Raw genomic sequence first — 23,789 nt, 5'->3', positions numbered from 1 at the left:
ATCCTTACTTTTTAATCAGTTTAATTGCTTCACGTAAGCCGTCCTCAAATGCTGACTCATAATCATCATATTCAGAACCAGACTGAAAACCATTTATCACAGGATTCTTCGTAAAGGCATCTACGACATAAAACCATTGCTCCATATCATCATCATATAAAGAGTATATCGCAACATTATACACCTCGCGTAGCCACCTCCCCGCCAACGCATGCGTGGGTCGGGAATAGCCAAATTCATCTTGATTGAAGTTATAGGGATAACCTACATTCCAAATGCACTTTCCCTCAGTATATTGCGAAGTACAAGGCACGTCGAATCCTGCCTCTTTCAGCATTTTCGCCGTGTCGAACGAGACAAATTGTTCTTCTATCATGGCTGTTCCTTTACTATTTTATCGTTAATGATAAACATACCTCGTATATTACTTGGCAAGATATTAGATATGTTTGCACGAATTAAATCGCCATTCATACTTCTAAGCAAAGGATGAATTTCTTTCGGAATAGGTGCAGGACAATCCTTGCAATGATGAACTAACTCAAAATGCTGCTTCTGCCCATCCTTATCCTTGCTACCACAACATTCGCAATGGATAGGATAGTAGAAGTAAGTTCTTTCTAACTCGGTTTCCTTACCACAAATATCACATGTACCAAATTCAATTGCTCCCATAACTATTCCTCCCAGTTTATCTTAGTAGTTGTAATATAACCTTGAGGACAAGCATTATCAAAGGCATCTTTTCTCGTCTTATAGATAATCTGTTCTATTAAACGTTCATTGTTATTGCTTTCTTCCCTATACACATTCACCCATCCCTCTTTCTTTTCGGGGAGCATCATAAGGTCTTTGTCAGATTCATTTCCACTATTATCCCATGTGCCATTGGGTCTATAAGTATATATATCACTTTCTCGGTCGCCATTCATAATAAGAGCTACAATAGGGAACATATCATACCCCTTCCTATCAAAGCAAATAATCCTTGCCTTTCTTCCGTCCCTTGTGCAGACGGGCTTGCCTGCTTTCGCAGCTTCAAGGTCAAACGGCTTTAAGTTTAGTTTATCCTCGCCAAACAGACACTCGTCAACAACTTTGTCAAATTCGGGAATATCTTCTTTTGCATCATGCATTCTATATTCTTCCATATCTTCTTTGGTTTGTTTGATTTCTATTGTTAAGGTTTTTGCTTTATAATTGTGTACGCACCAAAAACCATCTCCACAAACATTATCAATTTCGAACACTTTATAGTGTTGATATAGTTTTCCTACACTTGTGAAAGGCTCTCCGACCTTTTCAAGTTTCTTGAAGATGACAGATTTATGGTCTGTTCTTAAAGACCAATGGCAATTTCCAAAATTAGTACTTCCAATAGTGGTAATGTTCTTGCAAGCAGTATCATAGTAAAAACTACAATTTCTACAAGTACCTCCTACACACTGATACCACTCACCTTTGTACTCGAATATTTCTCCTATCTTGCGTTCCATAGTCAAGAAATTATTACTGAATCACTATATTCTAACACGTGCACCACTTCCTCGTAATCAGTTCCGCATGTAGTGTAAATTTCTACTTCTTTCGACTTATCTTCCACTTTCATAAGTTCGTCAATCAATTCCTGTACTGTCATTATTCAGTCCTCCTTTACTTCTATAAACAGTTCGCATTTCCCGCCCTCATAACAAGGCTCAATCCAATATATCGGGTAATAATCCTCCAACAACGCTTTCTGCCCCAAGATAAACCGCTTGCATTGCTCGCTCAGAGGGCAATAGCCGTTGTCATGGGTCATAGCATCGCACATATCCATATCGTAACTCATTCCGTTTCCTCCCATTTCCAAAATTCATCCATTTTATTGATAACATCAAGGCTTGTTTGCATGTTATAAAACTCTGCGACATCCTCCCAACTTGATGGACGTGGATTACTTCCAAAACTGCATCCGCAACCGCTGTCAAAGATAACTTCATAATTCGGACATGTAAAGAAATAATACCCGACCGGTTCTCCGCAAATAGCGCAAGTATGATGCTCCCAATAATGCAAATTAAGTTTAATTGCCTGTTCCCTAAATTGCTCTGCTGTTTTCATTCCGTTCCCTCCTTTCTTTCGGGTATCAAGTCTTTTATATACGCCCATCGTAAAATTGTACAACAAGCACCATCGCGCTTCAATCTGGTACGATAATCCCAAATGTCATCGCATACAGTATAATCCGAACATTCAATTCCCCAATCTTCGTATTCCACCAAAATAGGTTCATCTTCCTGTTCCGGCTCTTCGCTTGCATCGTGCCACACGGAGTTGATGCGCCACTCGGCACCATCCATAAAAGCCTTATGATTAGCCATTACTACGGGATTGTCTTTAAATCCCAATACGCTTCCGGAATATTCACCAGCCGCCTTTTCAATCTGTTCTCTTGTCATAGTCGCTATTATTTTCGTTCTTAAATTCGCTCTTAGTCGCTCTTAATTCCGAAGGCTTCCATTCTCGGGGTAGCTTGGCCCACTTCCTAAACCATTCATCGAAGCCATCCATATCACTAAACATGTCCATCTTCTGCTCTTCGGTAGTCACCATGGAGGCGAACTCCCGGAAGTAGCGGTCGGCAGAATTGGTGAACTGGTTGTGAAGTTGTTTCAATTCGCCCAGCAGAAGACCGTTTCGTTTCATGAGGTCTGCGGCTTCTTCCAATAGCCCGTTGGCTTCGCACAGCAGGATGTGACTGGCTGAAAGAAGCTGGTTCAGGCGGTCTATTGAACCGTTGGTTTGGGCGCGGTCGATAAAATGTTTCTTTGGTTTCATTGTTCAAAATATTGTTTACATTTAAATCCTTTCCTCGGTTCGAAGTCTTTGAACTCGCAGGTGCGGAAAATCCATTTCTTGTCAGCCCAGCCAGCCAGATCCTTCTGCCATTGCGGAATGATTTGGTGAGGATTGTTCACATCGCGGTAAGGCTGGGCATGAGGAAGGAATCTTCTGCCCTTGCTCCTCCAATGGTTTACTCGGTTGAATGACTCATTAAAATCATCCAACAAGATGCAATAGAAGAAGTATTCGCCCCTGTATCCATATTTGTCAATAAGGGCTGTTGCACGTTCACATTCGGCTATCTGTTGGGGAGTGTCGCAACCGAAGCGGATGCGCTTTATCCATTTAACCTTGGCAAGCAGTTTGGCGATGTTGTCCGTCACCAACCGTGCGTCAAGTCCTTGGTTGAAATCCACATGATACTTTCGTCGGACGATTTTTTCGACTTGTGCCAATCCGTAGTCGGAGGCAAGGATGTTGTTGTCCATTAGGATGAGATTGGTGCGGCCACTAACGGCTATCTCGTCCACGTCCATGTATGGGGCAATCTTTCCTTCTTTCTTCGGCACCACGCACCACTTGCAGCGGTTGGGGCATCCACGAGTAAGGAAGCCATAGGCGGTCTTGTCGTCTATCTGCGGGTAAATGGAGTAGTCGGGCTGGATGCGGTCTATCGATTGGGGTAGTGTTTTGTGAAGGTCGTATCCGGTTCCACCCTTCTCCACTTCGTCGGCGTTGATATAATAGCCATAGTCGGGCGTGAAGGTGAAAACCTTGGTCATATACACCTTGTCGTAACGGTCAAGCGAGTTGTACCATTGCACGGTGTCGCCATGCTTCTTGTGCCAGGCGGACAGTTTCATCAGGGCGAGGTTGGGGTAGGTGCTGTCTACGGGGAGCAGTGCGATATTCATTGTGGTATGGGTATAAAAAATCCCGCTGACCTTTCGGGGCGGGAATGAAAATACTATTTCTTCTGAAAATGTTCGCATACACGTCCGTATCTCCGGCAGGCACACGTCCTCCTTCCCATCGCCTTGCAGTAGCATGAGTTCTCGATGAACTCCAATGCGTTGACGCAGTCCCGGCATCTGACGGGTATGGTGATGTCACGGGTTGGTTTGGATGGTTGTTTCTTCATCTTCGGTCTGTTGTATGGCGCGGAATATTTCGTAAGCTGCTGAAAGCGGTTCATAAGTTTCCGTAAGACTTGATTTCCCCGAGCCGGACGCGCTCCTGGTACCAAGTGTAAGGATTGTAACCTTCTGGCACAGTGTAACCTTCCGGCAGTTCCCGGCTTTTCAGGTATGCCTCGGTGGCACGGTCGCGTTCGATGGCGGCCAGTTCGGCGGCGCGTTGGGGAAGGAACTCCTTGAAGAAGGCGTTGCCTATCCTGCGGGTGTCGAAGGTGGCATAACTGTTGTCATACACCCCGGCCTTGTAGCGGGCGAAGAACAGCATGAGTTCGCTGAGCTTGTATGTCCGCACCTCGGCGGCAAAGGTGTTGGCGAAGATTCCGATGCTGTCGGCTAACGCCTTGTCGGCCTTGGAGCTTGCGCCGAAGAGGGCGGAGACTTGGATGTCTATCCAGTTGGCGGCTTCTCCATGCCCGTAGGCAAAATCGTACTCCATCAGCGTGGGGCACGCGGCCTGGTAGGCTTTCTGCGGGTTGTTGGCGGTGTATCCCCAATGTACTGGGTTGTAGGCACGCTGCACGTCAGAAGGGCTTGGGTAGCTCGTCTTGAAGGCCGCTACGGCGTTGCTCCATGCGTTCTTGCAAGGCGTGGAGGGCGTAGTCGTTGGCTTCCTGCTTACTTGGATAAGGGTTCCGATGGTTTTCATACTGGTTTTCACGTTTGGCCCATGTGGAAAGCCGCCGGGCGGTTTCCCACGTGGTTTCTTGTTCGTAGCGCATTTTAGTTTGGCTTCTGTTCATCTCCGACCAGTAGTCGAAGAACTCACGGAGCATCTCTTTGGGGTATTGGCCAAGAAAAGGAACGAGTGATTGATAGAAATCCTTCTTCCGGGCGAGCGTAGCGGCGTGAGCCGCGTCCACACTCCCTCTATTGTCTTTCTTTTCTTTCTTTTCTTTATTATTTTTGTTTCCTTCCTGTTTCCTTGGTGTTTCCAAGGTGTTTCCTTTCTGTTTCCTTGGCGTTTCCTCTTCTTCCCTTTGCGGGTTGTATTTATCATAATTACAGATAGTTAAGACGGTTTGTCCTGTTTCCTTTGGTGTTTCCTTGGTTATCATTTTGTCCTGTATCAGTAGGTCAAGGAAGGCGTTCACCTTCTTTGTGGACCACTGCCAACGACCGGCTAAAAACCGCAATGAAACAAGCATCTGTCCGCGCTTGACTTCAATCAACCTATTGCCGATAAGTTGCTTCGTGTCCTCAAATCGTGCGCTCTGAAGGATGTCGAGCCATGCTTCGAACCTCGAAAATACGCGCTCTTCGCACCACAGCTGGTGCTCAAATAGCCGTCTGCTAATAGGTATATAGTAATCCATGATTCTTTTAGAAATATACGTTGGTAAGCTGCCTCCCCTTACTCCACACGGCCCACTTGCCGTTACCGCCGTCGACAAGGCGCAAGTCCCTGACTTCGCCGAACCGGGGAAGGTTCCCGGCCAAATCCACTATCCAGCCTTCTTCCTTGCCGGGGTGGGGACGGATGGCGCGGCCTACTATCTGATACCACAAGGCGAGGGACATCGTGGGGCGTGCCATGACGATGGTATCAAGTTCCGGGTAATCAAATCCGGTCGTTAGAACGCCTACGTTGGCCACCACCGGAATTTCTCCGGACTTGAACTGTTTCAATATCATCTCGCGGGTGGCCTTGGGGGTATCGCCGCTGACGATGGCCGTTCCAGGGATACTCCTTGTAAGCTGTTCGGCTTCTTTTAGGAAGCGGGTAAAGACGAGGATGCCTTTACGCCGGATGCCCGTCTTTGTGTTGTGAAGCAGCCGGGTGACTATCTGCACCAGCCAGCCGTAAAGGTCTACCCGTTCGTATTCCTGAATGACGGAACGGTCGGTGTAGTCGGCCCCGGTGGTGTTTACTTGTAGATTACGGCTGTCCCAGCAGGGCGGCGGAAGGTGGAAATACCTCAGCTTGGCCAGATAGCCCATGTCAAGTAGGGTGCTTATCTGCACTTGGTAGATGACATCGGAAAAGACGCACGGCCTTGTGCGGGTGATGAATTTCAGCATCGCCCCGAAGTCGCGGTTTGAACTCAGCCTGTAAGGGGTTGCCGTGAGTCCGAGCACCTTACCTCTCAGCATCGAGAGGAAATCCCTATACATGCCTTCCTTGGGGTTGACCAGGTGGCACTCGTCAATGATGATATACTGGAAGTGCTGGAACAGTTCCGGGTGGTTCTTCACGCTGCCTATCGTTGCGAAGGTGATGCGCGACACCTCTTTTTTACCCATGGATGCGGAGTAGATGGAGCAGTCCAGCACACCGTAGGAACATAGTTTCTTGTAATTTTGTTCCAAGATTTCTTTCGAGGGCTGGAACACGAGCACGTGTCCGTCCAGCCTTGCGGCGATGTCGGCTATAATAAGCGACTTTCCGCTTCCTGTGGGCAATACCATGATGGCGTTCTTCTTGCTCTTCCGGTCGGCAAAGAAGCGGATGGCGGCGTCGCTGGCCTTCTGTTGGTAATCGCGTAGTTGGTAGGTCATAGTCCTTTCTCCTTGCTCAGTTTGTCTCCCAAAGCCTTGTAATACTTCGTGAGTTCAATTAATTCAAAGTCCGTCCACTTCTTTGTCTGTGCGGCTTTCCATGCCAGGCGGTCGAAGCGTTTCTGGCCGATTTTGGCGATAAGGTTATCACGGTAGCCTATCATGTGGTCAGCCTTGAATCTGTTACAAGCTCTACATTCGGCATGGGCGTTGTCCTCGTCAAAGCGTGTCGCCATGTGGCGGCGCGAGTGATAATGCCCGCAGTCCGCTTGTCCGTATGGCTTTATCTGGCCGCACGAGATGCAGCGGAAATACCCGTTCGGCATACAATCACGAAGCCGGATATAGCGGCTGAAAACTTTATCGAGCTTGGCCACTAAATCCGGCTTCTTCTTGATTTTTACTCCTGCCTTGTCGAATAACGGCAGAGGCTTGTCCTTTTTCTTTAGTTTGCGTTTTATATAATAAGGCATATTTCCTATATTTGCTGTTCCATTATTTAAAATCTTATTTCCAATGAAAAATTATCGCATAACATTTACACACAATGGTAAAACATATTGCTTAATAAGAGCAATAAGTGCAAATCTATCAGGGTACGCTTTTGAAATTGCGTACAGGACTGAAATCAGAACTTATATGACAAATCACGGTTTAATAGGTGACTATATCAATGAAAGCGTTGAAGAAGTGTAAAACATTTATGGAGGGTAATATGAATTACCCTCCATTTAATATAGTATCGGCAGGACTCGAACCTGCAATGCCTGGCAATCTTCACGTCTTATGCGTAGAACGGTATTAACGTTTTACATTGATGCCCCGTTTTCATAACATCGTAACCAAGTCTACTAAGAGTTGTCAGCGTCTAACCAATTCCGCCACGATACCCAATGCCCGTCTTTCCGGGCTGCCAGTTATACTTCAATAATCGCGATGTCGGGCGCAACCACCTTGATGGCTTCTATCTGCTCGTCTATCACGCGGTTCTTATATTCCTCAATGGTTTCATTCGCACCAGCAGAAACCAAAGAAAGGGACACATCCCGACCGTCCACATCCGCGTAAATCTCGACCTCGATTTCTTCGCAGGCAAAGCCTTTGAAAAGAGGGATGTTTAGTTTGAATGATTTCGGCAGATTGGAATCGACCACCTGAGAATAGTTGTCGGTCTTGCTTCCATTCTCTTCCTTGCTGCGTTCAATGTCCTGCGTTACCTTGGCCTTGAAGTTCTTCAAGGTGGAGACAAGCGTCATATTCTCGGTCTTGTCCTTGAAGAAGGCGCGGTGCATCTTGAAGAACCGGCTTAGTTTGATGGGTTCCCAACGCTTGTCGGCGTTGATTCCGAATGCCTTCATTTCCTTGGACGCCTCCAGCCCTCCGGCAATGTTGTTGGAATAGTAGTCATTTTCTTTATCCACGAGTGCGATGCTCATGTCGTCGCGGCTGACGGAGATGTAGGCTTTCTTCTGGTCGATAAGTTCCACTTTCTTTTCCAACCAACGCAGCGGGGTGTCTATTGTCCCGTCGATTGACACGGACAATGGTTCGTGGTTGGGAATCTGTTCGGCTGCTTTGCCTTCGCGGAGGATGATTTCGATGGGCGTGCCGTTGTAATCGCGCGGCACCACCACGTTCAATTTGTTTTCACTCATGATTCTGTTCCTGTTTTACGGTTAATACTAAACATTGTCTTCTGCATTTCCTGCGGCATGATGGGGCGGCTGTAGACCAGTTCGCCAAGCCGGTTGTAGAATCCGGCCATGCGCTCGTCGTGGTAGAGTATCTTTGCGCACTCCTCATCGTCGCGGAACTCCGAACCTTTCTTAATGTGGTCCAGTAGTTCGGATTTTTCTTCATTGAGCGGTTTGAGGCGTTCCTTGAAGTTGTCCATCACCTCTTTCTTCTCCAGCTCAATGTCGTTGATTTGTATCGATACTTCGGCCAGCGATTCTTTCTTCTGCGCCAGTTCTTCGGGCGTGAAGCGATGTGTGTAGCCGATTTTCTCGACCGCGTCGGCATTGTCGCAGAGGAACTGCCAACGGTCTTTCTCGTTGATGTCTTGGGCTAAGTGTTGTTCCATTGTTCTATTTTCTTTTGTAGTTTCTTACTAAGTTTTATCATCTGCCTAGCCTTATCGGCCATCTTCGCGCCCGTGGCGTGGGCGGCGGTGTATGCTGCCGCTTCACGAAGGAGGCGGGCGGCTTGGGCCAGGTCGGTCTTGCATACGTCCATTGGGGTCAGATAAATTCACGGTTTCTTTCAATCTCCTGCTGTGCGTAGACGAGCATCTGTTGTTCGTTTGCGGCGGGCAGGTAGATGCCCGCCACTGACGCCGACCAGTTGCGGAAGCGGTCGATGCTGAGGGACATCTCGGCGGTGGTCAGCTCGGCCGAGCTTCGCAGGTAGGTCACTTCCTTTCCCAACTTGTTCGTGGCCTTGCGCTCGAAGAGGTCGCGGTTGCATGTACGCTTGTAGTAATCCAACTTGGCTTCATCCAAGGAGCAACCGTATTGCGTGCCGAAGTATCCCAGGAGCAGGTGCAGGTAGGAGTTCTGCGCCAGGGTGCGCGCCGGGTTCTTGCGTTTGACCTCGACCACGGCGCGCTCCTTGAAGAGCTTGTTGACGTACTGCTTGAACTTGGGCACGTCGTACTCGTTCTGTAGGTTGAACAGCATGGCTCTTATCAGAAGGGTAAATCGCCACCCTGCGGCGGCATGGGCGGGAAGTCGGACTGCACGGGCGCGTCGGCGGCGGTCACCGGCGGGCGTGCATTGGGGTTATCCGCCTTGCCGGACAACAGCAGGTCGTAGGCGATGATGTCGGTGGCGTACCGCTTCTGGCCGTCTTTCTCGTACTCGCGGTAGCCGATGGTGCCGAGGATGGTGAGGCGGTCGCCCTTGCGGACGAACTTCTCGCACAGGTCGGCCAGGGAGCGCCAGCAGACGATGTTGTGCCACTGGGTACGCTCGGGCACGTCGGTGCCGTCTTGCTTCTTGTAGCCTCCGGTGCTGGTGGCGAGGGAGAATGTGGCCACCTTGATGCCTCCGTCCAGCGTGCGCACGTCGGGGTCTTTTCCTACGTGGCCTATCAGGATGGCTTGGTTGAGGGATTTGCTCATAGGTAATAATTTAATTGGTGTAATAGTCTTTTATCTGTTGGAATATCCTTCCCCGGTCTTTTATTTCGGCTATGGCCTGTTCGTCACGACCGATGCGTATTTTGCAATAGTCGTTCGGAAGGATGTCGCGGTGGCGGTTCTCTTCGTCATCGTAGGTGGTGACACTGAGGAATACAAGGTTACATTCCCGCAGTCCTGTACAGTAGAGTTGTTCTTGCACTTGATAGTAATAAGCCTTGTGCTTCCGGCGAACATACTCCAGCAGGGCTGCGTTGTCGTCCCGTATGGGTTCGATAGCTTCCAGATAGTCCATGAAGGAGAGTGTCTTAAGCTCGTCGAAGTCCGTAACCCGGCCTTTCTCGATGCGGGCGAAGTCAATGCTGCATTTGAACACGTCCATTTCCTCGCTCTGCACGACATACTGCGGAAAGTAGTTGTCGGGCAGGGTCAGCAGGTAGCGGTCTTCGAGTATGGCACCGGTGCGCAAGGCATCTATGGGACTGGCGAAGGCGTTGTAGCGTGGCTTCACGCCGCTTACGAAGCGTTGCATCAGAGCGGCGTGGCTCTTGGTGCTCTTGCCGCTCATCAGCGCATGTACGTCCCCGCTACCTATGTACATGGTCTCTGTCATAACTTTCCTTTCTTCTTGAGGTTGTTGTAGGCCAACTGGAACTGCTTGGCGTTCATGTCATCGGTGCTGCCAACGTTGAAGTAGGACAGAATGTTCTGCGTGAAAGCGCTATCAGTCATCATGTAATTGATGACGGCATCCTTCACTTCATCCACCGTGACGGGTGTCTGCTCCTTGCTCTTGGTGTCGTCCGGGTCTTCGCCCGTGGCAATCTTATAAGCGTTAAGCAAAGCGTATTTCCGCGCATAGGTTGATGCCTTCCCAAAGCCTTTATCTCCAGGGTCAAGTCCGCGCCCAAAGCTTTCCACGTCCACAAACTCAGCCGTATTGTCGAGGTTGACGATGCGTAGGGTCATCTTCACAATGTCCATATACTGGATGGCTTCTCCACCTCCGTCCTTCACCACTCGGACGATTTCGGACTTGACAAGCTCCTGCTTTATTGGGATACTCACAAGGCGATACTTGGCTTCGGCCTGCTTCACTTCAAGTGTCACATCAATGTCCTGAACGGCTTTGTAAGCATAATTGCCCTTGCCCACAGTCATGTTCTTTTCGATGTTCTTAATCTCGTTGGAAACAAGCTGTATCTTCTCGTACAGGTTCTTCTTAATTTCAGTGTCCATGTCTGATGGTGTTTAGTTGTTCGTTCACTCTACTGTAATTCCCTGCGGCGGTGTCAATCATCCGCATCATCTCGCGATGCTCCCGCTCCATGCGGTGGTCGTGCTCCTTCATGCGTCGGCAGAAGGCTTCGCCCTCGGCCACGATTTCGTCGGCCAGGCGTTTCATTTCTTCCAGTTCATTCATAATTCATTATTTAGGATTAATTTCGTTTCAGCACCAGCGCGCCAGCCCTTGCGACAGGCAGAGTGTGCGGCGTTCCTGTTCCAGCTCATCATCGAAGTAGTCAAAGGATGATTCCTTGATTTCTTCTTCCAGTTCACGTATATCTTCCTCAATGAGCTGCATTATCTCTTCTTTGGAAGAATATCCATAATCGGGGAGATATTCCAATGTGGAAGCCTTCACCGCCTCCATCTCAGCGTACAAGTTATTTAGCTTTTCTCTCATGGCGGTCGAGCAGGTAACAGTAAACTCCGATGGGCACGAGCGAGGACACTAAGCAAACGAGGCTTGAAAATTCCATCCCACATTCCGATAGAATCATGCTGGTTGCCATCAGGAAGAGGGAAATGGCTGCTAATAATCTGAATCTTTTCATCGTTCATCCTCCCCTGCATGAATAAGAACGTAATTAAGGTTCACATACTTGCATCCTTCATAGTAGCCTTTCAGCTTATTGCGATAGGATTCTATATCGTCTATCGTAATAGGATTGAACAGCGTGATGGTGTCGCGCTGCTTGTCAGACCGTACTACCTGGTAGCCGGTGACTTTGAACTTGGGTTTCATGTCTATGTAGGTTTTGATTGTTTCTGTATGAAAATCCGTCCTATCCTCACGGACCGGACGGGGCAATTAACATGTCTAACACAAAATATATATGACAAAAACGTGGTTAGGGTTTGTTCCCCGCCTCCACATCAAAGGGCAGGCTCGTGGCCGGGCGGGGATGGTATATTAAGTGAGTGCCATCCAGTTAAGGTGTGTTCATAAGCGGCCTACGCTCACTCGGAATAATATAAGTCATTTTTTTACATGTGATTTGACCGGTGTGTTTCGCTCCTTTGTCCGGCCTCTTTTCACATGCCCCTTCAGCTACTTCGTCGGTACTTCGTTTCGCTCTTCGGTAAAGGGGGAATCCCAGTTTATAGTCCTTCTGATTGCCAGTCATTCGGACTCTCAATATGTCAAAGATCGATTAATGGTTTCCCCTGGCAGATTCGAACTGCCGCCCTTCGCGCTGTGGGTGTTATCCTGATCCAACCTTTCGAGAGTTATGCTTATTCACACATCATTATGTGGCTGGCGCGATGCTCTTCCGCTGAGCTAAGGGGAAGGTATAAGTTTTTTATATTTTCGACCTGCGTACGATCTGGTCGATATTCTCCTTGTTGTACAACACTATCCGCTCGCTGGGCCTGTATATGTCCACTTTAGGATTGGTGTTGATGTTCATCTCGATATATCTCGTAGTCACTCCCAGATAGGCGGCCAGTTCCTTCTTGCTGAGCCACACCTTCGGAATCGGTTGTATCTTTCCTATAATCCGTTGTCTTGCCATAATTCTATCAGTTTTTAGAGAGTTTATCACATTTCCAGGCATATATTCCCAACGGAATGAATCCCAGCACATACAGTGCGATGCTCCATGCTTCGTACGGGACATAATGTGAAATCAGCCGGCTGGCGATGAGCATCACGAGGCTGACGATGGGGTAGATGTAGAGTTTCATATCGTTTCGTTTTTAAGTTTATATTGGTTCCCGGAGGCCGATTCGATCCAGCCGCTCACGCTTTTCTCCGGGATTTCGCTATCTTTGTGGTGTGAAACAAAAACTTGATAGCGATATGAATAGCATTAATGCCCAAAAACTTGAGGAGTACCTAAGCTCCTTGGAATGTCCGGTGTGCCACAAGCGCACAAAGTTTACCATCACCCTTGGTCCCAATTATCGTCCTTGTTTGAAGGCTCATCCGTCTTGCTGCTGTGATTATTGGAGGAGTTGTATCCAGAACATCGTAGCGAGCGAAGCCACACGGATAGAGAATTGCGAACTGACTGGAACGCCCTACACAGTTCGTATCTGATGTAGAGGTAGAGTTCCTTCGGGTACATGCGGAGGGGAAGCCTTCTTTCTTCCCTTCCTTTCCACAAGTAGCAGTTCCATGGCCAAGGTTTCCCATTGATGAAGATGAATTCCTTCTTCGCGGCCTGCTCTTCGATGGACTGGTATTCCGGTGTCGTTGCTTCCATGTTCATACGTTTTTATTTCAATCTTATTCATTTCTGAGCCTTGAGCGGCTACAAGCATTTCGGTCGGTGTTCCTCCTTATTTATTGTTATATCTCAATAATGGGAACTTTCGGAGCCAGGTTGCGGAGGAGGCCTACCTGTTCGTCTATCAGTTTATCCCTTACCTCGTCAATATATCTATATACATCCTCTGATAGGAGAACGAATTTTGCCTCAAAATCATTGGTGTATTGGGAGGTCGTTAAATTAACGTATATGGAAACTGTTATTTTCTTTTTTTCATACCCTTGCAATACAGGAATCACAAGCTTGAACGATTCGGGAGTGTTGATTTCTATGGATTCGGAACTTCTATTCTCCCGAGATCTATTATTTTTGGTATTATTGGAGTTTCTTTTCGACTGTATTTCAGTGGATTCAAGTGCTTGGATTATTTGTGCGAATTCGTTTTCATCGCAGAAGAATCTTTTGCTAATGGCTAAGATTCTGGCCAGTTCATTCCTATCCCATTCGGAACCATTGATTTTCAGCCTTTTTACTTCTTCTGAAAGCTCTAGCAAGCCTGTAATCTCGTGGCTATAGAAATTTTCCTCATCTATAGACAGATGAATGCTCATCATGCGTCGTGAAACGGCAATGTTGCATTTCTTTTGGTCAATCGTATCAATGCGCTTTTCCAACCAACGAAATGGCGCGTCTATAGATCCGGATTTCTTTATCAATTTAGGTGCCTTCTCCGGTACTAATTCCGGTGCTACTCCTTGTCTCAAAACAACTTCGATAGGCTTCCCATTGTAGTCCTTGGGAACTACTACATTAATTCTGTTCTCTTCCATAATTTCTATTTATTTAATTTCAAACAATAATTCCTTCAATACTTTTCTTGCTTCATTGATTTTCTTCAGCGATACCGGGCCGACAGCTTTATACCTTAGTAATTCCTCATCTGTCATCTCTATGAGTTTGCGCACGTCGATGGTCATAGCCGAAGATTCCCACGGTCTATATTGTATGATGTCCACCCGTTTTAGCTTCCACCCGTTTTCGTTGAATATGTATCTTTTCTTTTTCATGTTTCCTTAGTTTACAATTCTATGCATTGACCACTTTGTCCAACTTTTCCAATATGGCTTTGTTTTCTAAAGCCAGTTCTATGGCACAGTTGATGATGTCATAGCGGCGTGATCTTCCTTGTAGGGCATTGCTGACAGTTGCCTCGCAGTCTCCAGTCTTTGCTGCAATGGTCTTGATGTATCCTTGCGGAAGTAATGGACGCAGGGCTTTCAGGTTATTCATCAGGTTGTACATCGTATTGTCTTTCTTATTCATTATTACTTTATTTTACTTCGTTTCTTAGGGATGATTAAAGTTTATTGCTAACTTTATGGTGCAAAGCTATTAAAAAGTATAGTGGCTTGCAAATTTTTTAGCCATTATTTTTGATTCGATTTGCATATTTTTTAGTTGTATAAATTTAAATATTTGATTGATATGGATTTACAGATTATTAAAAAGATGTGTGAAAATCGAGAAGGTGGGCTAAAAGGATTGGCTAAAGACATTAATATGAGCGAAGCAAACTTGCATCGATGTATCAATAATAATAAGATTCAAGCCACTGACTTAGAAAAAATAGCGTCGCTGTTAAATGTGCGTGTAGGTGTGTTTTTTGGTGAAACACCAAATGAGAATGATGAAATTAAAGCCCTGAAGGAAGAAAATCGCAGGTTGAAGGAAATGAAGCCATTAGAAAAGAGTAGTGAGTTATATGAACTTTGTCGTGAGCTTATTTCTAACTACAAGCAGCGGGATTGTATCATTGATAAGTTGGTTTCTATGACGGAGATTAAGTGATGAAAGATTTACAATCAAAAATAGAAGAAGTGAAAAGACTGATGAACTATTATGAAAGTCTTATTCAACAACAAGATCCTAATATGAGAAATGTTATTGACGCTTATCTTAATTGGCATTCTGCTGCTTTAGTTCTCTTTGATGGCAATGGAATTCCCCCAGAAGACCCTTATCTAAAGATTTTTAATTCTGTAAATAATAGCGGAAATGGTTATGTGTTGTATGACAATTTCAAATCGATAAAATCATCTTTTAATGTTTTAATAAATAGGATAGAAAGAATGGATAAGAATACAAAAGGCAACATTCCTAATAAAAAAGTTTTTATTGTACATGGTCATGATGAAATGATGAGATTAACTGTTGCTCAATATATTTCTTCAGAATTAAAATTGGAACCTATAATATTAAATGAGTGCCCTAATGGTGGAAGAACTGTAATAGAAAAATTCGAAGAGTATAGCGATGTAAACTTTGCTATAATATTGCTTTCTCCTGACGATGTTGGTGGGAGTAATCGGGATGATTTAAATGGAAGGGCAAGGCAAAATGTAATATTTGAATTTGGTTATTTTGTGGCTAAATTAGGAAGAGGAAATGTGTGCGCTTTATGCAAAAACAAAGTAGAAAAGCCATCAGATATTGACGGGGTGTTATATGTTCCTTTCGATGATAATTGGAAATTTAGCTTATTGAAGGAAATTAAAAATGCTGGAATTCCTGTGTAGTTTATTAATATGAAGAATAATTTGTATGCTCATGTTTGTTTCTCTATAATATTGACAATTATTGCTGTAATATTTAGCATTGTTGCTTTGTGCAATACTTGCCCAAGATTAATAAGCGAGGATGAACCAGGTTTTGATTATATAGGGGTGATTGTTGGAGTATTATCATTACTTGTGGCATTGTTGATAGGTTGGAATATCTATAATGCTCTTGATTTAAATAAGAAGATATCTGATTCCGTAAAGAAGAATAAAACTATGCGGGAAGATATCAGATTGTCTTTTATAGATTTAGAAAGTAAAAGAATTCAAACAGAAGAATATACTATGGGAATTACAGATTTCGTCCAGGGTTTTGCGATGCTTGGAGGAAATAGTGATTCTGTTAATTATATGCGGGCATATAGAGTGTTTGTTTCTTCTATTTTGCATTTTACCAGATGCGACAATCAAGTCCATGAAAATATAAATACGGTTTTAAAGAACATGACTGTATGTTTGAATTCCACGAACCCATCAGAATTTAAAAATATTGGTGATGAGGCAAGTTTTTATGGTGCCATAAATGAAATAATGGAAAGTAATTCTAAAGAGTTTACTCAAGAACAAAGAGATAAATTTGTTGAATTAGAAGATAGAAGAAAGTCAATATGAAAAGTATATTATCGATATCTGATATTGGAGCTATACGTGTGTATGATATCCCATTAATGGCCGATATAAGTTATGCAAAACACATTCTCCGCAACTATGATCAAGAAGAAACAAAATCTGGGTTATATATAAAGAAAATCTCTTTCAGTAATTTGCCCAATATGGATTTATTCTTTAACATAAACTCTGAAAATAAGATTAATAGTATTCGCATAACTAATTGTTGCTTGAGTCAAAAAGAATGTAGTATCGCATATAATTTTTTCAGAAAAGAATTTAGTTCGTTTAATGTGGTATCTAAAAACAAATCTGAGAATACTCAAAGTTTATTGCTATCAAACTTGCTACATCGTGTTAGTCTTTTCAAACAAAATGGACTTGGGAATGATAAAACGAAATTTCCATTTGTATTAGATATAGATGGGAAACTGATTGAAAGCAATCCGATTGGCAAAGAATCTATTGAAAAGCAAAAGAATGAAAGTATAAAATCTTTATATTTCGATGAATCAAATTACAATTCGAGAAAGAATGAATGTACTCGCACTAAAATTAATCCATATAAAGTAATCAAGATAATTATTGCTATTTTAGCTTTAGCGTTATTCTTCTTGTACATCCAGAACGGAAGATACGTGGTTAGCAAGCTTTTGGTCATCGACAAGTGGACGGGCGAAGCAGAGAGAGTACAAGTTAAATAAAATCCATACAATTTTGCGAGGAGGTTAAGGAATGAAAGAGAATTGGTGCAGAATCGCCAAACCCATCATTGCTGTGCTGGCTTTGGCTTTTCAACAATCCCCGGATCAGGTTAGGAGTGTGTTAATATGAAATCCGCTACTTTTCAGCTTAAGCATGGCGAGAGCGACAGGTACAGCAGTATCGTGAATGTGGTACCTCCAAGGATTTTGGGCAGCAACCGGATGCTTCTCGTGCATGTCGCAGAAGAATGAAACAATGGCGCTAACCACTCATTAACCATTTTTATAGTGCGAAGTCATGTGTAAGAAATGGTTTTGCACTATATTTGTATTACATTATATTATTAATTGCATATAGATTATGGATAATTTTAGAAGCTCATTGTCTGTGATAGACAGCGAAAGCATTAAAATGGTCACCATGAGCGATGGTGTCCACACGGCTTTTGTGGGTGTTGCAGACAATAAGGCGGTCAATATGGTAACATCAATGGATCGCATGAGCCAGCTACTTATAAGGGCGGTGAATAACCGTACACGGGAAAGGAATTATTTTAGACTATATAATCAGCTTCTTGACAAAGAGATAACCGATGAAGAGTTTGATAAAGAAATAGATGAGCATGAAGATGATTATGTGGTGTCTAATAACGAAGAAGCCGATATGAATGACATAGAAGTTGCAATATCGCTGTGTCCTTATTTGAAAGACGTTAAGGATGTGGATGACATGGCAGATCTGTTTTCTTTCAGCGGCAATTCCATTCGTAAAAGTTTAACGGAAAAGTAATGACAGAGTTTATCAGAGAGGGCGAAATGGTGGAGGGAAAGAAATGTTCCGTTTCAGCCCGAAGAATGGAGTTCAAGAAAGGAGGCCTGCGCAAAGACCCGATAACCAACAAAAATATGGTTCTGTATGAATTGGATCGTAATTGCAGTGTGGAAGTGACGGAAAGTTTGAATCTGACAGAAGAAGAGCAACAAATAAGGATTGGATTGGGGGTCCATGGAAATGTTGGGGACAGAATACAAGGCGATGCAATCCGTCTTTATGCCGATACGAAGAGGGACAGCTTGAAACCTATCGTAAAGGAGGGACAAAGTGGCAGACATGGTGCCAGTCTTATAGAAACTAACATACGGACAATAGGGAAGATTAAAACGCCTTTTTCCGTATATGACAGGTTGCTTGGATATTCAGCGCATAGTGGTAACAGACAAATAGAGAATAAATTAATATGAAAGTAGATATTTTTACCTTGTGTGACAGCGCACAAGAATATGGTGGTAAACTGATTATAGTTGGCACGTTCAACAGTATCTACGCCAAGGAATTTCCGACATTGCACCCCGAATTCGCCTTGGTTGCAAGAGTGGTGTTTAGCGAAAATGAGAAAGGCGTACACAAGATAGATTTTTCCGTTAAAAAGAACGATGAAAATGTGTATATCATGCCACCCGGACAAATGACAGCCGACACGACCAATACAAAAGGCAAGGATGCCATTATAAATGTTGTTGTGAAAGGCAATAATATACCCATTCCGTCAGACGGGACTTATGTCGTGACGCTGAAAGTGGATGATAAGGTTTGGGAATCTGATTTGCATGTGGTGAAAGTGGAAGATATGAAATAAAATTCTTTCTTTCTTCAAATATTTCAATTCAGTTTGTGAGTAGCACTTCTTTGCGCAATCAAGGTTTCGTGATAATATTAAACCCAAAGGAGATAAGTTATGAATAAGCATATCTATGATTATACTGATATCTAAAATTTTCTGATTATCAGTCTTTGCAGGAGATGAAAGTAATGGATAATATTATCCAAGTAAATAACGAGAGAGCGACATATTGTCGCTCTTATTTCTGCATGCTACGGCTCCCCCAGAAACCTCAAGATAGCCTCATGCTGCAACGGCGTGAGCGCCCTCTGCCGTGGTTTGAAATGAAGTTCTTCCAGCCGCGTGCAAAGCTCCGTGTTGAGCACAATCCACCGGCGCAGTTGCGCGACCGCGCTCCGTGGCGTCGACTTCGGAAAATAGGCTTGCGCCAGTTCGCTAAGATAAATTGCTCCCATACATGTGCAAATATACGGTTTACATTTGATTCCGCCCTCGTTTGCAGGGACAAAAAATTACCCGTAGGTAGTTTTGCATTTACCTATGGGTAATTCAGCATTTACGTACAGGTAATTAGTCAATCCTGCTGCGGAGGTTTATCCGAAGGTTCCTTGTCCGCTGTCTTCATTGTCTTCATCGCTTGTCTCGTCATCAGGAAGTGTTTCTCCCAGTTTGGCCACTCGCTTGAACTCCAATCCACCATTTCCTGCGCGTGTGGCTGCCTTGATAGGGTTGCCCGGACGGAACTGGATACTGACATCTGTAATATTGGACGCGGTAAACTCTTTTTCCGTCTCCGTTCCCTCGCTATGCAATTGGAGCTGGAAAGTACCGAAATTTTCCAAGCGAACGATTTTTCCTGCGGCCAAGTGCTTGTTAACCTGCTTTATCAAGGCTCGCAGGGCGTTCAGCACATCGCCGTCTGTCAGGGTGGTTGCATAACTGATGTCTTCGGCTATCTCATCCATTGTCACTACGCCACTGGCCTGCATCTTGGCGTAATACTTCTTGGGAGCATCCGGATTGCCCGGTTCACTGCTCATGTAGGCTAATGAATAGTTTACACTCATACTTCTTGTTTTTTTAAAGGTTTGTACTCGATTGTTTTCGCTGCGCGCAAAGATACGGTCGCTACGTTTGGCGAAGTCTGTTGGTGGGCATAAGGAGGGCTTAATGTGCGTAAAGTGGAATAAAAAAGGGAAAGAAGACGTCAAAACGCTTTTCGGCGCCTTCTTTCCATGTGCATGGAGTGCTCTTAGCTTTGTTTTATGCTGGACGCTGCAAAGGTAGTAAGATTATAATAATTTTAAGACGAAATTAGAAAGAATGTGTAGCCTGATTAATGATTTATAATTGTTGATTTAATAAATCTATCACCCTTCTATTTGCTTCATCTACCTTCTCGCGGTTGAAGTTGATGTATATGGAGGTGGTGGAGCTGCCGTATTCGTGTCCCAAGGCTTCGGATATAATATCCTTGGGCGTGTCCAGTTGTGCTGCGATGGTAGCCCAGGTGTGGCGACTCCAATATGATGAAATATCCGGGAACAAAGGCTCTCGGACTTTCTTGCCACCGCGTCCCACACGTTCCATGGCTCCAATCTGCTGCAGGCCTATGTTCATTCGATGCAGGAAGTCTTTGTAGTTCTTATATTCATCCATCACATTCAGCAGGTATTCGCCGGTTCCTGCATAACGGTTAATGATGGCTTTCGCTTCCGGTTGTATGAGGATGGAGTATAGTTTTCCGGTTTTAGCTCTCTTATATTCCAAGCGGCCGTTCACAACGTCTTTCTTTCGGGCAAGGAACAGGTCGGCCGCATTGATGCCGATGAAGTAGAACATGAGCATGAAAAGGTCTCTGTATTTAATCTGATAATCCTCACAAGGGTAATCGCGCAATGTCCGGAGTTGTTCTACGGTAAGACTTCGCTTTCTGGTCTCTTCCTTCTTGATGGAGAAACGCCGGAAAGGGTAGAGCGTGGTGTAGTCTTCGTCTATGGCATAGTTGAATACAGCCCTGATGTTGCGCAGGTGAATGGCATACGCATTTGTTTTCATACCACATTCTTTCATCCATTGCTCAAAACGCATCAACCAGTCTTTGTTTATGGATTCAAAAGTACAATCTTTATCGAAAGTCAATATCTTGTTTCGAGTCGTTGTATAAACAGTCTTTGTTCCTGGCTTATCTTTATGGGCAATAAATTCGTCCAAACATTCGATAAATGTCATTCTATGATCATCCGGCTCTTTTCCGGATATGATTTCGGATAGAATCTTTCTCATTTCCTTATCGGATATACCCTTTTGGCTCTCGTCCAAACTTAACAGATAGCGTTCTGTTCGGTTAAGTAAATCCTGCAAAATGATGTTTTTCCTTTTGAAATTGCTTTCATTCTTATTGAACTGTGATCCATCCCAGTTTTCAGGAATGGATGAATAAGGTGTAGAAATTCTTATCTTATCTTGATTCCTTACTTCGATGACTACTGGAAATTTCCCATCTTTCTTGCATCTTCGCGTATCCAATGCTATCTTTGCTTTCATACTTATCTCTTTTGTTAAGGGCATTAGGTCATATTTGACCCGATATTTGACCCGTTTTTATGTGGTTTAATGTCCCCAAATGTAGCTTATTTCGCTTTTATACGCAAGATAAATGTAAAAAAGGCACTTGGAATATTTCCTAAGTGCCTGATTTTCAATGGAGCGGCAAGCGAGGTTCGAACTCGTGACCCTCAGCTTGGGAAGCTGATGCTCTACCAACTGAGCTATTGCCGCAGCCAAATTTAAACTCTATACTATGAAAACGTGTGCAAAGGTAATGAATTTGTTTTGAAAAACGCAAGACTTTGCAGCATTATTTCATAGTAAAATTGATAACTCTTTAATTCAGAGCAGGAGCAGGGGCTAAATAAGCGGTCAGTTCGTCGACTGACAAGTCTTTGGCCAAGATAATGCCGTTTTCGTCTAATAAATAATTGGTGAATCCTTTTTCCAATTGATATTCTTCGTAAAGTTTGGAAGATTCTCCTTCTGTTTCTACGAAGCAGGCCGACGTCGCTATCTGGTCCTTGCGAATGGTTTCCTGGAAGATGGATTCGTATTCATCAAATGATATGGAAACCATTTCAACGTTGTCTGGAGCAGAGGTGCGCAGGGTGTTGCTCAGTGCGGCGTTGCATAGGCGCGACGATGCGTCGTAACTGGCCCAGAAACTTAATAATACACGTTTCCCTTTCAAATCAGAAAGGTTTTGTTCGTGTTGGTTGGGCGAAAGAGTACGGATGGAAAAGTCCGGTGCAGTGTCGCCCACGTTCAACCCCCAGTTGGGTTTGTCTTTGTTTACAAAAGATGTCAAAAAACTAATTAACAATACAACAAAGATCCATTTTACATGTCTCATGCAATACGGTTTTGGTTAATACTATCCGGAACCCGCTTGTGGCGGTGATTTCATTTCCGGACTTTCGCTATTTCAGGTTTTGGATGCTGACATTCAAAGCCTTCAGTTTTTGAAATCGGGTGCAAAGGTACGCATTTATAAAACAATTCTCCAAATAAACAAGTCAAAAAGTGCGTTTTTTACCTCTGTTTTTTATGTTGTTTAGCATAAAAAAGGAGCTTAGCTTCTTCCTGTATGGGATTTTTCTTTACTTTTGCGTTCGATTCATCTTTTAAAAAAACTATTGACATGCAAGAATTGCAGAACACGGAACTTATTCTCATCCGTATCACGGGCGAAGACCGCCCTGGGTTGACCGCCTCGGTCATGGAAATCTTGGCTAAGTATGGAGCTACCATCATGGACATTGGCCAGGCAGACATTCACAGCACGCTTTCGCTCGGCATCTTGTGTAAGACGGAAGAGCAACATTCGGGATTCATCATGAAAGAGTTGCTGTTTAAGGCTTCTTCGTTGGGTGTATCCGTTCGTTTTTATCCGGTTAGTGCCGGCGAATATGAAGAATGGGTGGGTATGCAGGGTAAGAACCGTTATATCCTGACGTTGTTGGGGCGCAAGCTCTCGGCCCGGCAGATAGCCGCAGCTACCCGCATCCTGGCTGACCAGGGGATGAATATCGATGCCATTAAGCGACTGACCGGGCGTATTCCTCTGAATGAGACAGAGGCGAGGACGAAGGCCTGCATTGAGTTCTCTGTCCGGGGTACACCGCGAGACCGTGAGCAGATGCAGGCGCAACTGATGAAGATGGCGTCGGAGTTGGAGATGGATTTTTCTTTTCAGCAAGACAACATGTATCGCCGGATGCGTCGGCTGATATGCTTTGATATGGATTCCACTCTTATCGAGACGGAGGTCATTGACGAGTTGGCCATACGTGCCGGGGTAGGTGAGCAGGTGAAGGCCATTACCGAGCGGGCCATGCGCGGTGAGATTGATTTCACGGAAAGTTTCCGTGAGCGGGTGGCTTTGCTCAAAGGGTTGGACGTGAGTGTAATGCAAGATATTGCCGAACATCTGCCCATCACCGAAGGCGTGGACCGTCTGATGTATGTCTTGAAGAAATACGGTTATAAGATTGCCATCTTGTCCGGAGGATTCACTTATTTCGGTGAATACTTGCAGAAGAAATACGGTATCGATTATGTCTATGCCAATGAGCTGGAGATTGTAGACGGTAAACTGACAGGACGTTATGTGGGCGATGTGGTCGACGGCAAACGGAAGGCCGAGCTGCTGCGTCTCATTGCCCAGGTGGAGAAGGTAGATATTGCGCAGACCATTGCCGTGGGCGATGGTGCTAACGATTTGCCCATGTTGGGACTGGCTGGTTTGGGCATAGCCTTCCATGCCAAGCCTAAAGTGGCGGCCAATGCCAGCCAGTCCATCAATACCATCGGCTTGGACGGTGTGCTTTACTTTTTAGGATTTAAGGACTCTTACATTGATGCGCCTCGCTGAAGTGCGGTACAGCCTCGCTTCTTCCGAGAGTGAGGAGTGGCCGATGTGCTGACAAGGCAACTGTCATTACCTGTGGTGTCACATCAGTCTGGCTGGGAACTGCTCATCTTTCGTATTGGGGCAAGACTTTGCCGGCGGTTCGGCGGATTTTG

General features: G+C 44.8%; 41 protein-coding genes and 2 tRNA genes. 8 read left to right on the top strand and 35 right to left on the bottom strand.

All coding sequences use genetic code 11. The features are described 5' to 3' along the window. Positions 1-4: 4 nt before the first annotated feature. The 30 genes from M3090_RS01505 to M3090_RS01360 form a co-directional block, all read right to left on the bottom strand. Complete coding sequence (locus M3090_RS01505) at positions 5-376, bottom strand: hypothetical protein (protein ID WP_249053643.1); 372 nt, start codon at positions 374-376, stop codon at positions 5-7. Further along, complete coding sequence (locus tag M3090_RS01500; protein ID WP_249053642.1) at positions 373-675, bottom strand: hypothetical protein; 303 nt, start codon at positions 673-675, stop codon at positions 373-375. Before M3090_RS01500 ends, M3090_RS01505 begins: the two co-directional genes overlap by 4 nt. Before the next feature lie 2 nt (positions 676-677). Then, entirely contained in the window at positions 678-1,496 is an 819-nt protein-coding gene (locus M3090_RS01495) for a hypothetical protein (protein WP_249053641.1), read from the bottom strand. Between the two features lie 146 nt (positions 1,497-1,642). Next, positions 1,643-1,831, bottom strand: a complete 189-nt coding sequence (locus tag M3090_RS01490) for a hypothetical protein (protein WP_249053640.1) — start codon at positions 1,829-1,831, stop codon at positions 1,643-1,645. Then, positions 1,828-2,103, bottom strand: coding sequence for a hypothetical protein (locus tag M3090_RS01485; protein WP_249053639.1), 276 nt, complete (start codon positions 2,101-2,103; stop codon positions 1,828-1,830). Before M3090_RS01485 ends, M3090_RS01490 begins: the two co-directional genes overlap by 4 nt. After that, positions 2,100-2,441 (bottom strand): hypothetical protein, encoded by a 342-nt coding sequence (locus M3090_RS01480; protein WP_249053638.1) that lies wholly within the window; start codon positions 2,439-2,441, stop codon positions 2,100-2,102. Before M3090_RS01480 ends, M3090_RS01485 begins: the two co-directional genes overlap by 4 nt. After that, positions 2,422-2,820: a hypothetical protein gene (locus tag M3090_RS01475; protein WP_249053637.1), complete on the bottom strand. Its 399-nt coding sequence runs from the start codon at positions 2,818-2,820 to the stop codon at positions 2,422-2,424. Before M3090_RS01475 ends, M3090_RS01480 begins: the two co-directional genes overlap by 20 nt. Beyond that, the gene (locus M3090_RS01470) at positions 2,817-3,740 is read right to left on the bottom strand and encodes a radical SAM protein (RefSeq protein ID WP_249053636.1); all 924 of its coding nucleotides are present in this window, start codon (positions 3,738-3,740) and stop codon (positions 2,817-2,819) included. The genes M3090_RS01475 and M3090_RS01470 overlap by 4 nt, the downstream gene beginning before the upstream one ends. Before the next feature lie 53 nt (positions 3,741-3,793). After that, positions 3,794-3,967 (bottom strand): hypothetical protein, encoded by a 174-nt coding sequence (locus M3090_RS01465; protein ID WP_249053635.1) that lies wholly within the window; start codon positions 3,965-3,967, stop codon positions 3,794-3,796. Positions 3,968-4,017: 50 nt separating this feature from the next. Continuing rightward, positions 4,018-4,542, bottom strand: a complete 525-nt coding sequence (locus M3090_RS01460) for a hypothetical protein (RefSeq protein ID WP_249053634.1) — start codon at positions 4,540-4,542, stop codon at positions 4,018-4,020. 1 nt (position 4,543) lies between these two features. After that, positions 4,544-5,335, bottom strand: coding sequence for a hypothetical protein (locus M3090_RS01455; RefSeq protein WP_249053633.1), 792 nt, complete (start codon positions 5,333-5,335; stop codon positions 4,544-4,546). A 7-nt stretch (positions 5,336-5,342) separates the two neighbouring features. Then, on the bottom strand, positions 5,343-6,518 hold the full coding sequence (locus M3090_RS01450) for a DEAD/DEAH box helicase (protein ID WP_249053632.1): 1,176 nt from the start codon (positions 6,516-6,518) through the stop codon (positions 5,343-5,345). Continuing rightward, the gene (locus M3090_RS01445) at positions 6,515-6,991 is read right to left on the bottom strand and encodes a recombination protein NinG (protein WP_249053631.1); all 477 of its coding nucleotides are present in this window, start codon (positions 6,989-6,991) and stop codon (positions 6,515-6,517) included. The genes M3090_RS01450 and M3090_RS01445 overlap by 4 nt, the downstream gene beginning before the upstream one ends. A 444-nt stretch (positions 6,992-7,435) precedes the next feature. Continuing rightward, positions 7,436-8,173: a hypothetical protein gene (locus tag M3090_RS01440; protein WP_249053630.1), complete on the bottom strand. Its 738-nt coding sequence runs from the start codon at positions 8,171-8,173 to the stop codon at positions 7,436-7,438. After that, positions 8,170-8,601, bottom strand: coding sequence for a hypothetical protein (locus M3090_RS01435; RefSeq protein ID WP_249053629.1), 432 nt, complete (start codon positions 8,599-8,601; stop codon positions 8,170-8,172). The genes M3090_RS01440 and M3090_RS01435 overlap by 4 nt, the downstream gene beginning before the upstream one ends. Beyond that, entirely contained in the window at positions 8,586-8,753 is a 168-nt protein-coding gene (locus M3090_RS01430) for a hypothetical protein (RefSeq protein ID WP_249053628.1), read from the bottom strand. Before M3090_RS01430 ends, M3090_RS01435 begins: the two co-directional genes overlap by 16 nt. Positions 8,754-8,758: 5 nt before the next feature. Further along, a complete protein-coding gene (locus M3090_RS01425; protein ID WP_249053627.1) occupies positions 8,759-9,196 on the bottom strand; it encodes a hypothetical protein in 438 nt (145 codons plus the stop codon). An 8-nt stretch (positions 9,197-9,204) separates the two neighbouring features. Continuing rightward, positions 9,205-9,639, bottom strand: a complete 435-nt coding sequence (locus tag M3090_RS01420) for a single-stranded DNA-binding protein (protein ID WP_249053626.1) — start codon at positions 9,637-9,639, stop codon at positions 9,205-9,207. 10 nt (positions 9,640-9,649) lie between these two features. Further along, the gene (locus tag M3090_RS01415) at positions 9,650-10,270 is read right to left on the bottom strand and encodes a hypothetical protein (RefSeq protein ID WP_249053625.1); all 621 of its coding nucleotides are present in this window, start codon (positions 10,268-10,270) and stop codon (positions 9,650-9,652) included. Further along, on the bottom strand, positions 10,267-10,896 hold the full coding sequence (locus M3090_RS01410) for an ERF family protein (protein WP_249053624.1): 630 nt from the start codon (positions 10,894-10,896) through the stop codon (positions 10,267-10,269). The genes M3090_RS01415 and M3090_RS01410 overlap by 4 nt, the downstream gene beginning before the upstream one ends. After that, positions 10,886-11,080 carry a hypothetical protein gene (locus M3090_RS01405; RefSeq protein ID WP_249053623.1) on the bottom strand — a complete coding sequence of 65 codons (195 nt, stop codon included), beginning with the start codon at positions 11,078-11,080 and terminating at the stop codon, positions 10,886-10,888. The genes M3090_RS01410 and M3090_RS01405 overlap by 11 nt, the downstream gene beginning before the upstream one ends. Before the next feature lie 27 nt (positions 11,081-11,107). Further along, positions 11,108-11,344, bottom strand: coding sequence for a hypothetical protein (locus tag M3090_RS01400; protein WP_249053622.1), 237 nt, complete (start codon positions 11,342-11,344; stop codon positions 11,108-11,110). Positions 11,345-11,491: 147 nt separating this feature from the next. Continuing rightward, the gene (locus M3090_RS01395; RefSeq protein WP_249053621.1) at positions 11,492-11,686 is read right to left on the bottom strand and encodes a hypothetical protein; all 195 of its coding nucleotides are present in this window, start codon (positions 11,684-11,686) and stop codon (positions 11,492-11,494) included. Positions 11,687-12,099: 413 nt separating this feature from the next. Next, positions 12,100-12,233, bottom strand: a tRNA-OTHER gene (locus M3090_RS01390). 12 nt (positions 12,234-12,245) lie between these two features. Then, entirely contained in the window at positions 12,246-12,458 is a 213-nt protein-coding gene (locus M3090_RS01385; RefSeq protein ID WP_249053620.1) for a hypothetical protein, read from the bottom strand. Between the two features lie 7 nt (positions 12,459-12,465). Then, positions 12,466-12,630: a hypothetical protein gene (locus M3090_RS01380; protein ID WP_249053619.1), complete on the bottom strand. Its 165-nt coding sequence runs from the start codon at positions 12,628-12,630 to the stop codon at positions 12,466-12,468. A 200-nt stretch (positions 12,631-12,830) separates the two neighbouring features. Continuing rightward, positions 12,831-13,151 (bottom strand): hypothetical protein, encoded by a 321-nt coding sequence (locus M3090_RS01375; RefSeq protein ID WP_249053618.1) that lies wholly within the window; start codon positions 13,149-13,151, stop codon positions 12,831-12,833. Between the two features lie 86 nt (positions 13,152-13,237). Further along, positions 13,238-13,987 (bottom strand): hypothetical protein, encoded by a 750-nt coding sequence (locus M3090_RS01370; RefSeq protein WP_249053617.1) that lies wholly within the window; start codon positions 13,985-13,987, stop codon positions 13,238-13,240. A 9-nt stretch (positions 13,988-13,996) separates the two neighbouring features. Beyond that, positions 13,997-14,224 (bottom strand): hypothetical protein, encoded by a 228-nt coding sequence (locus tag M3090_RS01365; protein WP_249053616.1) that lies wholly within the window; start codon positions 14,222-14,224, stop codon positions 13,997-13,999. Positions 14,225-14,243: 19 nt separating this feature from the next. Then, a complete protein-coding gene (locus M3090_RS01360) occupies positions 14,244-14,480 on the bottom strand; it encodes a hypothetical protein (protein ID WP_249053615.1) in 237 nt (78 codons plus the stop codon). 162 nt (positions 14,481-14,642) lie between these two features. Between M3090_RS01360 and M3090_RS01355 the strand changes: the two genes are divergently transcribed. From M3090_RS01355 to M3090_RS01325, 7 genes are all read left to right on the top strand, one after another. Beyond that, positions 14,643-15,005 carry a helix-turn-helix domain-containing protein gene (locus M3090_RS01355; RefSeq protein ID WP_249053614.1) on the top strand — a complete coding sequence of 121 codons (363 nt, stop codon included), beginning with the start codon at positions 14,643-14,645 and terminating at the stop codon, positions 15,003-15,005. After that, complete coding sequence (locus M3090_RS01350; protein ID WP_249053613.1) at positions 15,005-15,733, top strand: TIR domain-containing protein; 729 nt, start codon at positions 15,005-15,007, stop codon at positions 15,731-15,733. Before M3090_RS01355 ends, M3090_RS01350 begins: the two co-directional genes overlap by 1 nt. 9 nt (positions 15,734-15,742) lie before the next feature. Next, positions 15,743-16,387, top strand: coding sequence for a hypothetical protein (locus M3090_RS01345; RefSeq protein ID WP_249053612.1), 645 nt, complete (start codon positions 15,743-15,745; stop codon positions 16,385-16,387). Continuing rightward, the gene (locus tag M3090_RS01340) at positions 16,384-17,088 is read left to right on the top strand and encodes a hypothetical protein (protein WP_249053611.1); all 705 of its coding nucleotides are present in this window, start codon (positions 16,384-16,386) and stop codon (positions 17,086-17,088) included. Before M3090_RS01345 ends, M3090_RS01340 begins: the two co-directional genes overlap by 4 nt. Before the next feature lie 361 nt (positions 17,089-17,449). Continuing rightward, entirely contained in the window at positions 17,450-17,878 is a 429-nt protein-coding gene (locus tag M3090_RS01335) for a hypothetical protein (protein ID WP_249053610.1), read from the top strand. Continuing rightward, complete coding sequence (locus tag M3090_RS01330) at positions 17,878-18,330, top strand: hypothetical protein (RefSeq protein WP_249053609.1); 453 nt, start codon at positions 17,878-17,880, stop codon at positions 18,328-18,330. The genes M3090_RS01335 and M3090_RS01330 overlap by 1 nt, the downstream gene beginning before the upstream one ends. Continuing rightward, positions 18,327-18,725, top strand: coding sequence for a DUF6941 family protein (locus tag M3090_RS01325; protein ID WP_249053608.1), 399 nt, complete (start codon positions 18,327-18,329; stop codon positions 18,723-18,725). The genes M3090_RS01330 and M3090_RS01325 overlap by 4 nt, the downstream gene beginning before the upstream one ends. 236 nt (positions 18,726-18,961) lie before the next feature. Here M3090_RS01325 and M3090_RS01320 read toward each other — a convergent pair whose 3' ends face one another. The 5 genes from M3090_RS01320 to M3090_RS01300 all read right to left on the bottom strand — a co-directional run bounded on the left by M3090_RS01320 (position 18,962) and on the right by M3090_RS01300 (position 22,116). Next, a complete protein-coding gene (locus tag M3090_RS01320) occupies positions 18,962-19,165 on the bottom strand; it encodes a DUF4248 domain-containing protein (protein ID WP_249053607.1) in 204 nt (67 codons plus the stop codon). A 138-nt stretch (positions 19,166-19,303) separates the two neighbouring features. Continuing rightward, entirely contained in the window at positions 19,304-19,777 is a 474-nt protein-coding gene (locus M3090_RS01315; RefSeq protein ID WP_249053606.1) for an HU family DNA-binding protein, read from the bottom strand. A gap of 277 nt (positions 19,778-20,054) precedes the next feature. Continuing rightward, positions 20,055-21,257: a tyrosine-type recombinase/integrase gene (locus M3090_RS01310; RefSeq protein WP_249053605.1), complete on the bottom strand. Its 1,203-nt coding sequence runs from the start codon at positions 21,255-21,257 to the stop codon at positions 20,055-20,057. A 158-nt stretch (positions 21,258-21,415) separates the two neighbouring features. Next, positions 21,416-21,491, bottom strand: a tRNA-Gly gene (locus tag M3090_RS01305). 106 nt (positions 21,492-21,597) lie between these two features. Further along, the gene (locus M3090_RS01300; protein ID WP_249053604.1) at positions 21,598-22,116 is read right to left on the bottom strand and encodes a thioredoxin-like domain-containing protein; all 519 of its coding nucleotides are present in this window, start codon (positions 22,114-22,116) and stop codon (positions 21,598-21,600) included. Between the two features lie 288 nt (positions 22,117-22,404). Between M3090_RS01300 and serB the strand changes: the two genes are divergently transcribed. Further along, positions 22,405-23,637: a phosphoserine phosphatase SerB gene (gene serB / locus M3090_RS01295; RefSeq protein ID WP_249053603.1), complete on the top strand. Its 1,233-nt coding sequence runs from the start codon at positions 22,405-22,407 to the stop codon at positions 23,635-23,637. The last annotated feature ends 152 nt before the right edge of the window (positions 23,638-23,789 follow it).

This window comes from Bacteroides sp. ET71 (genome assembly GCF_023336905.1).
GTDB lineage: Bacteria > Bacteroidota > Bacteroidia > Bacteroidales > Bacteroidaceae > Bacteroides.
The sequence above is the reverse complement of the archived record's forward strand: the minus strand, read 5'-3'. Positions and strand labels throughout refer to the sequence as shown.

Coding starts and splice junctions, on each gene's coding strand:
- M3090_RS01315 (WP_249053606.1), bottom strand. CDS start 19,777: ATGAGTGTAAACTATTCATTAGCCTACATGAGCAGTGAACCGGGCAAT.
- M3090_RS01430 (WP_249053628.1), bottom strand. CDS start 8,753: ATGGACGTATGCAAGACCGACCTGGCCCAAGCCGCCCGCCTCCTTCGT.
- M3090_RS01300 (WP_249053604.1), bottom strand. CDS start 22,116: ATGAGACATGTAAAATGGATCTTTGTTGTATTGTTAATTAGTTTTTTG.
- M3090_RS01350 (WP_249053613.1), top strand. CDS start 15,005: ATGAAAGATTTACAATCAAAAATAGAAGAAGTGAAAAGACTGATGAAC.
- M3090_RS01420 (WP_249053626.1), bottom strand. CDS start 9,639: ATGAGCAAATCCCTCAACCAAGCCATCCTGATAGGCCACGTAGGAAAA.
- M3090_RS01345 (WP_249053612.1), top strand. CDS start 15,743: ATGAAGAATAATTTGTATGCTCATGTTTGTTTCTCTATAATATTGACA.
- M3090_RS01370 (WP_249053617.1), bottom strand. CDS start 13,987: ATGGAAGAGAACAGAATTAATGTAGTAGTTCCCAAGGACTACAATGGG.
- M3090_RS01405 (WP_249053623.1), bottom strand. CDS start 11,080: ATGAATGAACTGGAAGAAATGAAACGCCTGGCCGACGAAATCGTGGCC.
- M3090_RS01385 (WP_249053620.1), bottom strand. CDS start 12,458: ATGGCAAGACAACGGATTATAGGAAAGATACAACCGATTCCGAAGGTG.
- M3090_RS01395 (WP_249053621.1), bottom strand. CDS start 11,686: ATGAAACCCAAGTTCAAAGTCACCGGCTACCAGGTAGTACGGTCTGAC.
- M3090_RS01500 (WP_249053642.1), bottom strand. CDS start 675: ATGGGAGCAATTGAATTTGGTACATGTGATATTTGTGGTAAGGAAACC.
- M3090_RS01355 (WP_249053614.1), top strand. CDS start 14,643: ATGGATTTACAGATTATTAAAAAGATGTGTGAAAATCGAGAAGGTGGG.
- M3090_RS01445 (WP_249053631.1), bottom strand. CDS start 6,991: ATGCCTTATTATATAAAACGCAAACTAAAGAAAAAGGACAAGCCTCTG.
- M3090_RS01440 (WP_249053630.1), bottom strand. CDS start 8,173: ATGAGTGAAAACAAATTGAACGTGGTGGTGCCGCGCGATTACAACGGC.
- M3090_RS01310 (WP_249053605.1), bottom strand. CDS start 21,257: ATGAAAGCAAAGATAGCATTGGATACGCGAAGATGCAAGAAAGATGGG.
- M3090_RS01505 (WP_249053643.1), bottom strand. CDS start 376: ATGATAGAAGAACAATTTGTCTCGTTCGACACGGCGAAAATGCTGAAA.
- M3090_RS01360 (WP_249053615.1), bottom strand. CDS start 14,480: ATGAATAAGAAAGACAATACGATGTACAACCTGATGAATAACCTGAAA.
- M3090_RS01340 (WP_249053611.1), top strand. CDS start 16,384: ATGAAAAGTATATTATCGATATCTGATATTGGAGCTATACGTGTGTAT.
- M3090_RS01435 (WP_249053629.1), bottom strand. CDS start 8,601: ATGGAACAACACTTAGCCCAAGACATCAACGAGAAAGACCGTTGGCAG.
- M3090_RS01410 (WP_249053624.1), bottom strand. CDS start 10,896: ATGGACACTGAAATTAAGAAGAACCTGTACGAGAAGATACAGCTTGTT.
- M3090_RS01425 (WP_249053627.1), bottom strand. CDS start 9,196: ATGCTGTTCAACCTACAGAACGAGTACGACGTGCCCAAGTTCAAGCAG.
- M3090_RS01495 (WP_249053641.1), bottom strand. CDS start 1,496: ATGGAACGCAAGATAGGAGAAATATTCGAGTACAAAGGTGAGTGGTAT.
- M3090_RS01450 (WP_249053632.1), bottom strand. CDS start 6,518: ATGACCTACCAACTACGCGATTACCAACAGAAGGCCAGCGACGCCGCC.
- M3090_RS01365 (WP_249053616.1), bottom strand. CDS start 14,224: ATGAAAAAGAAAAGATACATATTCAACGAAAACGGGTGGAAGCTAAAA.
- M3090_RS01475 (WP_249053637.1), bottom strand. CDS start 2,820: ATGAAACCAAAGAAACATTTTATCGACCGCGCCCAAACCAACGGTTCA.
- M3090_RS01330 (WP_249053609.1), top strand. CDS start 17,878: ATGACAGAGTTTATCAGAGAGGGCGAAATGGTGGAGGGAAAGAAATGT.
- M3090_RS01455 (WP_249053633.1), bottom strand. CDS start 5,335: ATGGATTACTATATACCTATTAGCAGACGGCTATTTGAGCACCAGCTG.
- M3090_RS01400 (WP_249053622.1), bottom strand. CDS start 11,344: ATGAGAGAAAAGCTAAATAACTTGTACGCTGAGATGGAGGCGGTGAAG.
- M3090_RS01375 (WP_249053618.1), bottom strand. CDS start 13,151: ATGGAAGCAACGACACCGGAATACCAGTCCATCGAAGAGCAGGCCGCG.
- M3090_RS01415 (WP_249053625.1), bottom strand. CDS start 10,270: ATGACAGAGACCATGTACATAGGTAGCGGGGACGTACATGCGCTGATG.
- M3090_RS01465 (WP_249053635.1), bottom strand. CDS start 3,967: ATGAAGAAACAACCATCCAAACCAACCCGTGACATCACCATACCCGTC.
- M3090_RS01485 (WP_249053639.1), bottom strand. CDS start 2,103: ATGAAAACAGCAGAGCAATTTAGGGAACAGGCAATTAAACTTAATTTG.
- M3090_RS01380 (WP_249053619.1), bottom strand. CDS start 12,630: ATGAAACTCTACATCTACCCCATCGTCAGCCTCGTGATGCTCATCGCC.
- M3090_RS01480 (WP_249053638.1), bottom strand. CDS start 2,441: ATGACAAGAGAACAGATTGAAAAGGCGGCTGGTGAATATTCCGGAAGC.
- M3090_RS01335 (WP_249053610.1), top strand. CDS start 17,450: ATGGATAATTTTAGAAGCTCATTGTCTGTGATAGACAGCGAAAGCATT.
- M3090_RS01320 (WP_249053607.1), bottom strand. CDS start 19,165: ATGGGAGCAATTTATCTTAGCGAACTGGCGCAAGCCTATTTTCCGAAG.
- M3090_RS01325 (WP_249053608.1), top strand. CDS start 18,327: ATGAAAGTAGATATTTTTACCTTGTGTGACAGCGCACAAGAATATGGT.
- serB (WP_249053603.1), top strand. CDS start 22,405: ATGCAAGAATTGCAGAACACGGAACTTATTCTCATCCGTATCACGGGC.
- M3090_RS01490 (WP_249053640.1), bottom strand. CDS start 1,831: ATGAGTTACGATATGGATATGTGCGATGCTATGACCCATGACAACGGC.
- M3090_RS01470 (WP_249053636.1), bottom strand. CDS start 3,740: ATGAATATCGCACTGCTCCCCGTAGACAGCACCTACCCCAACCTCGCC.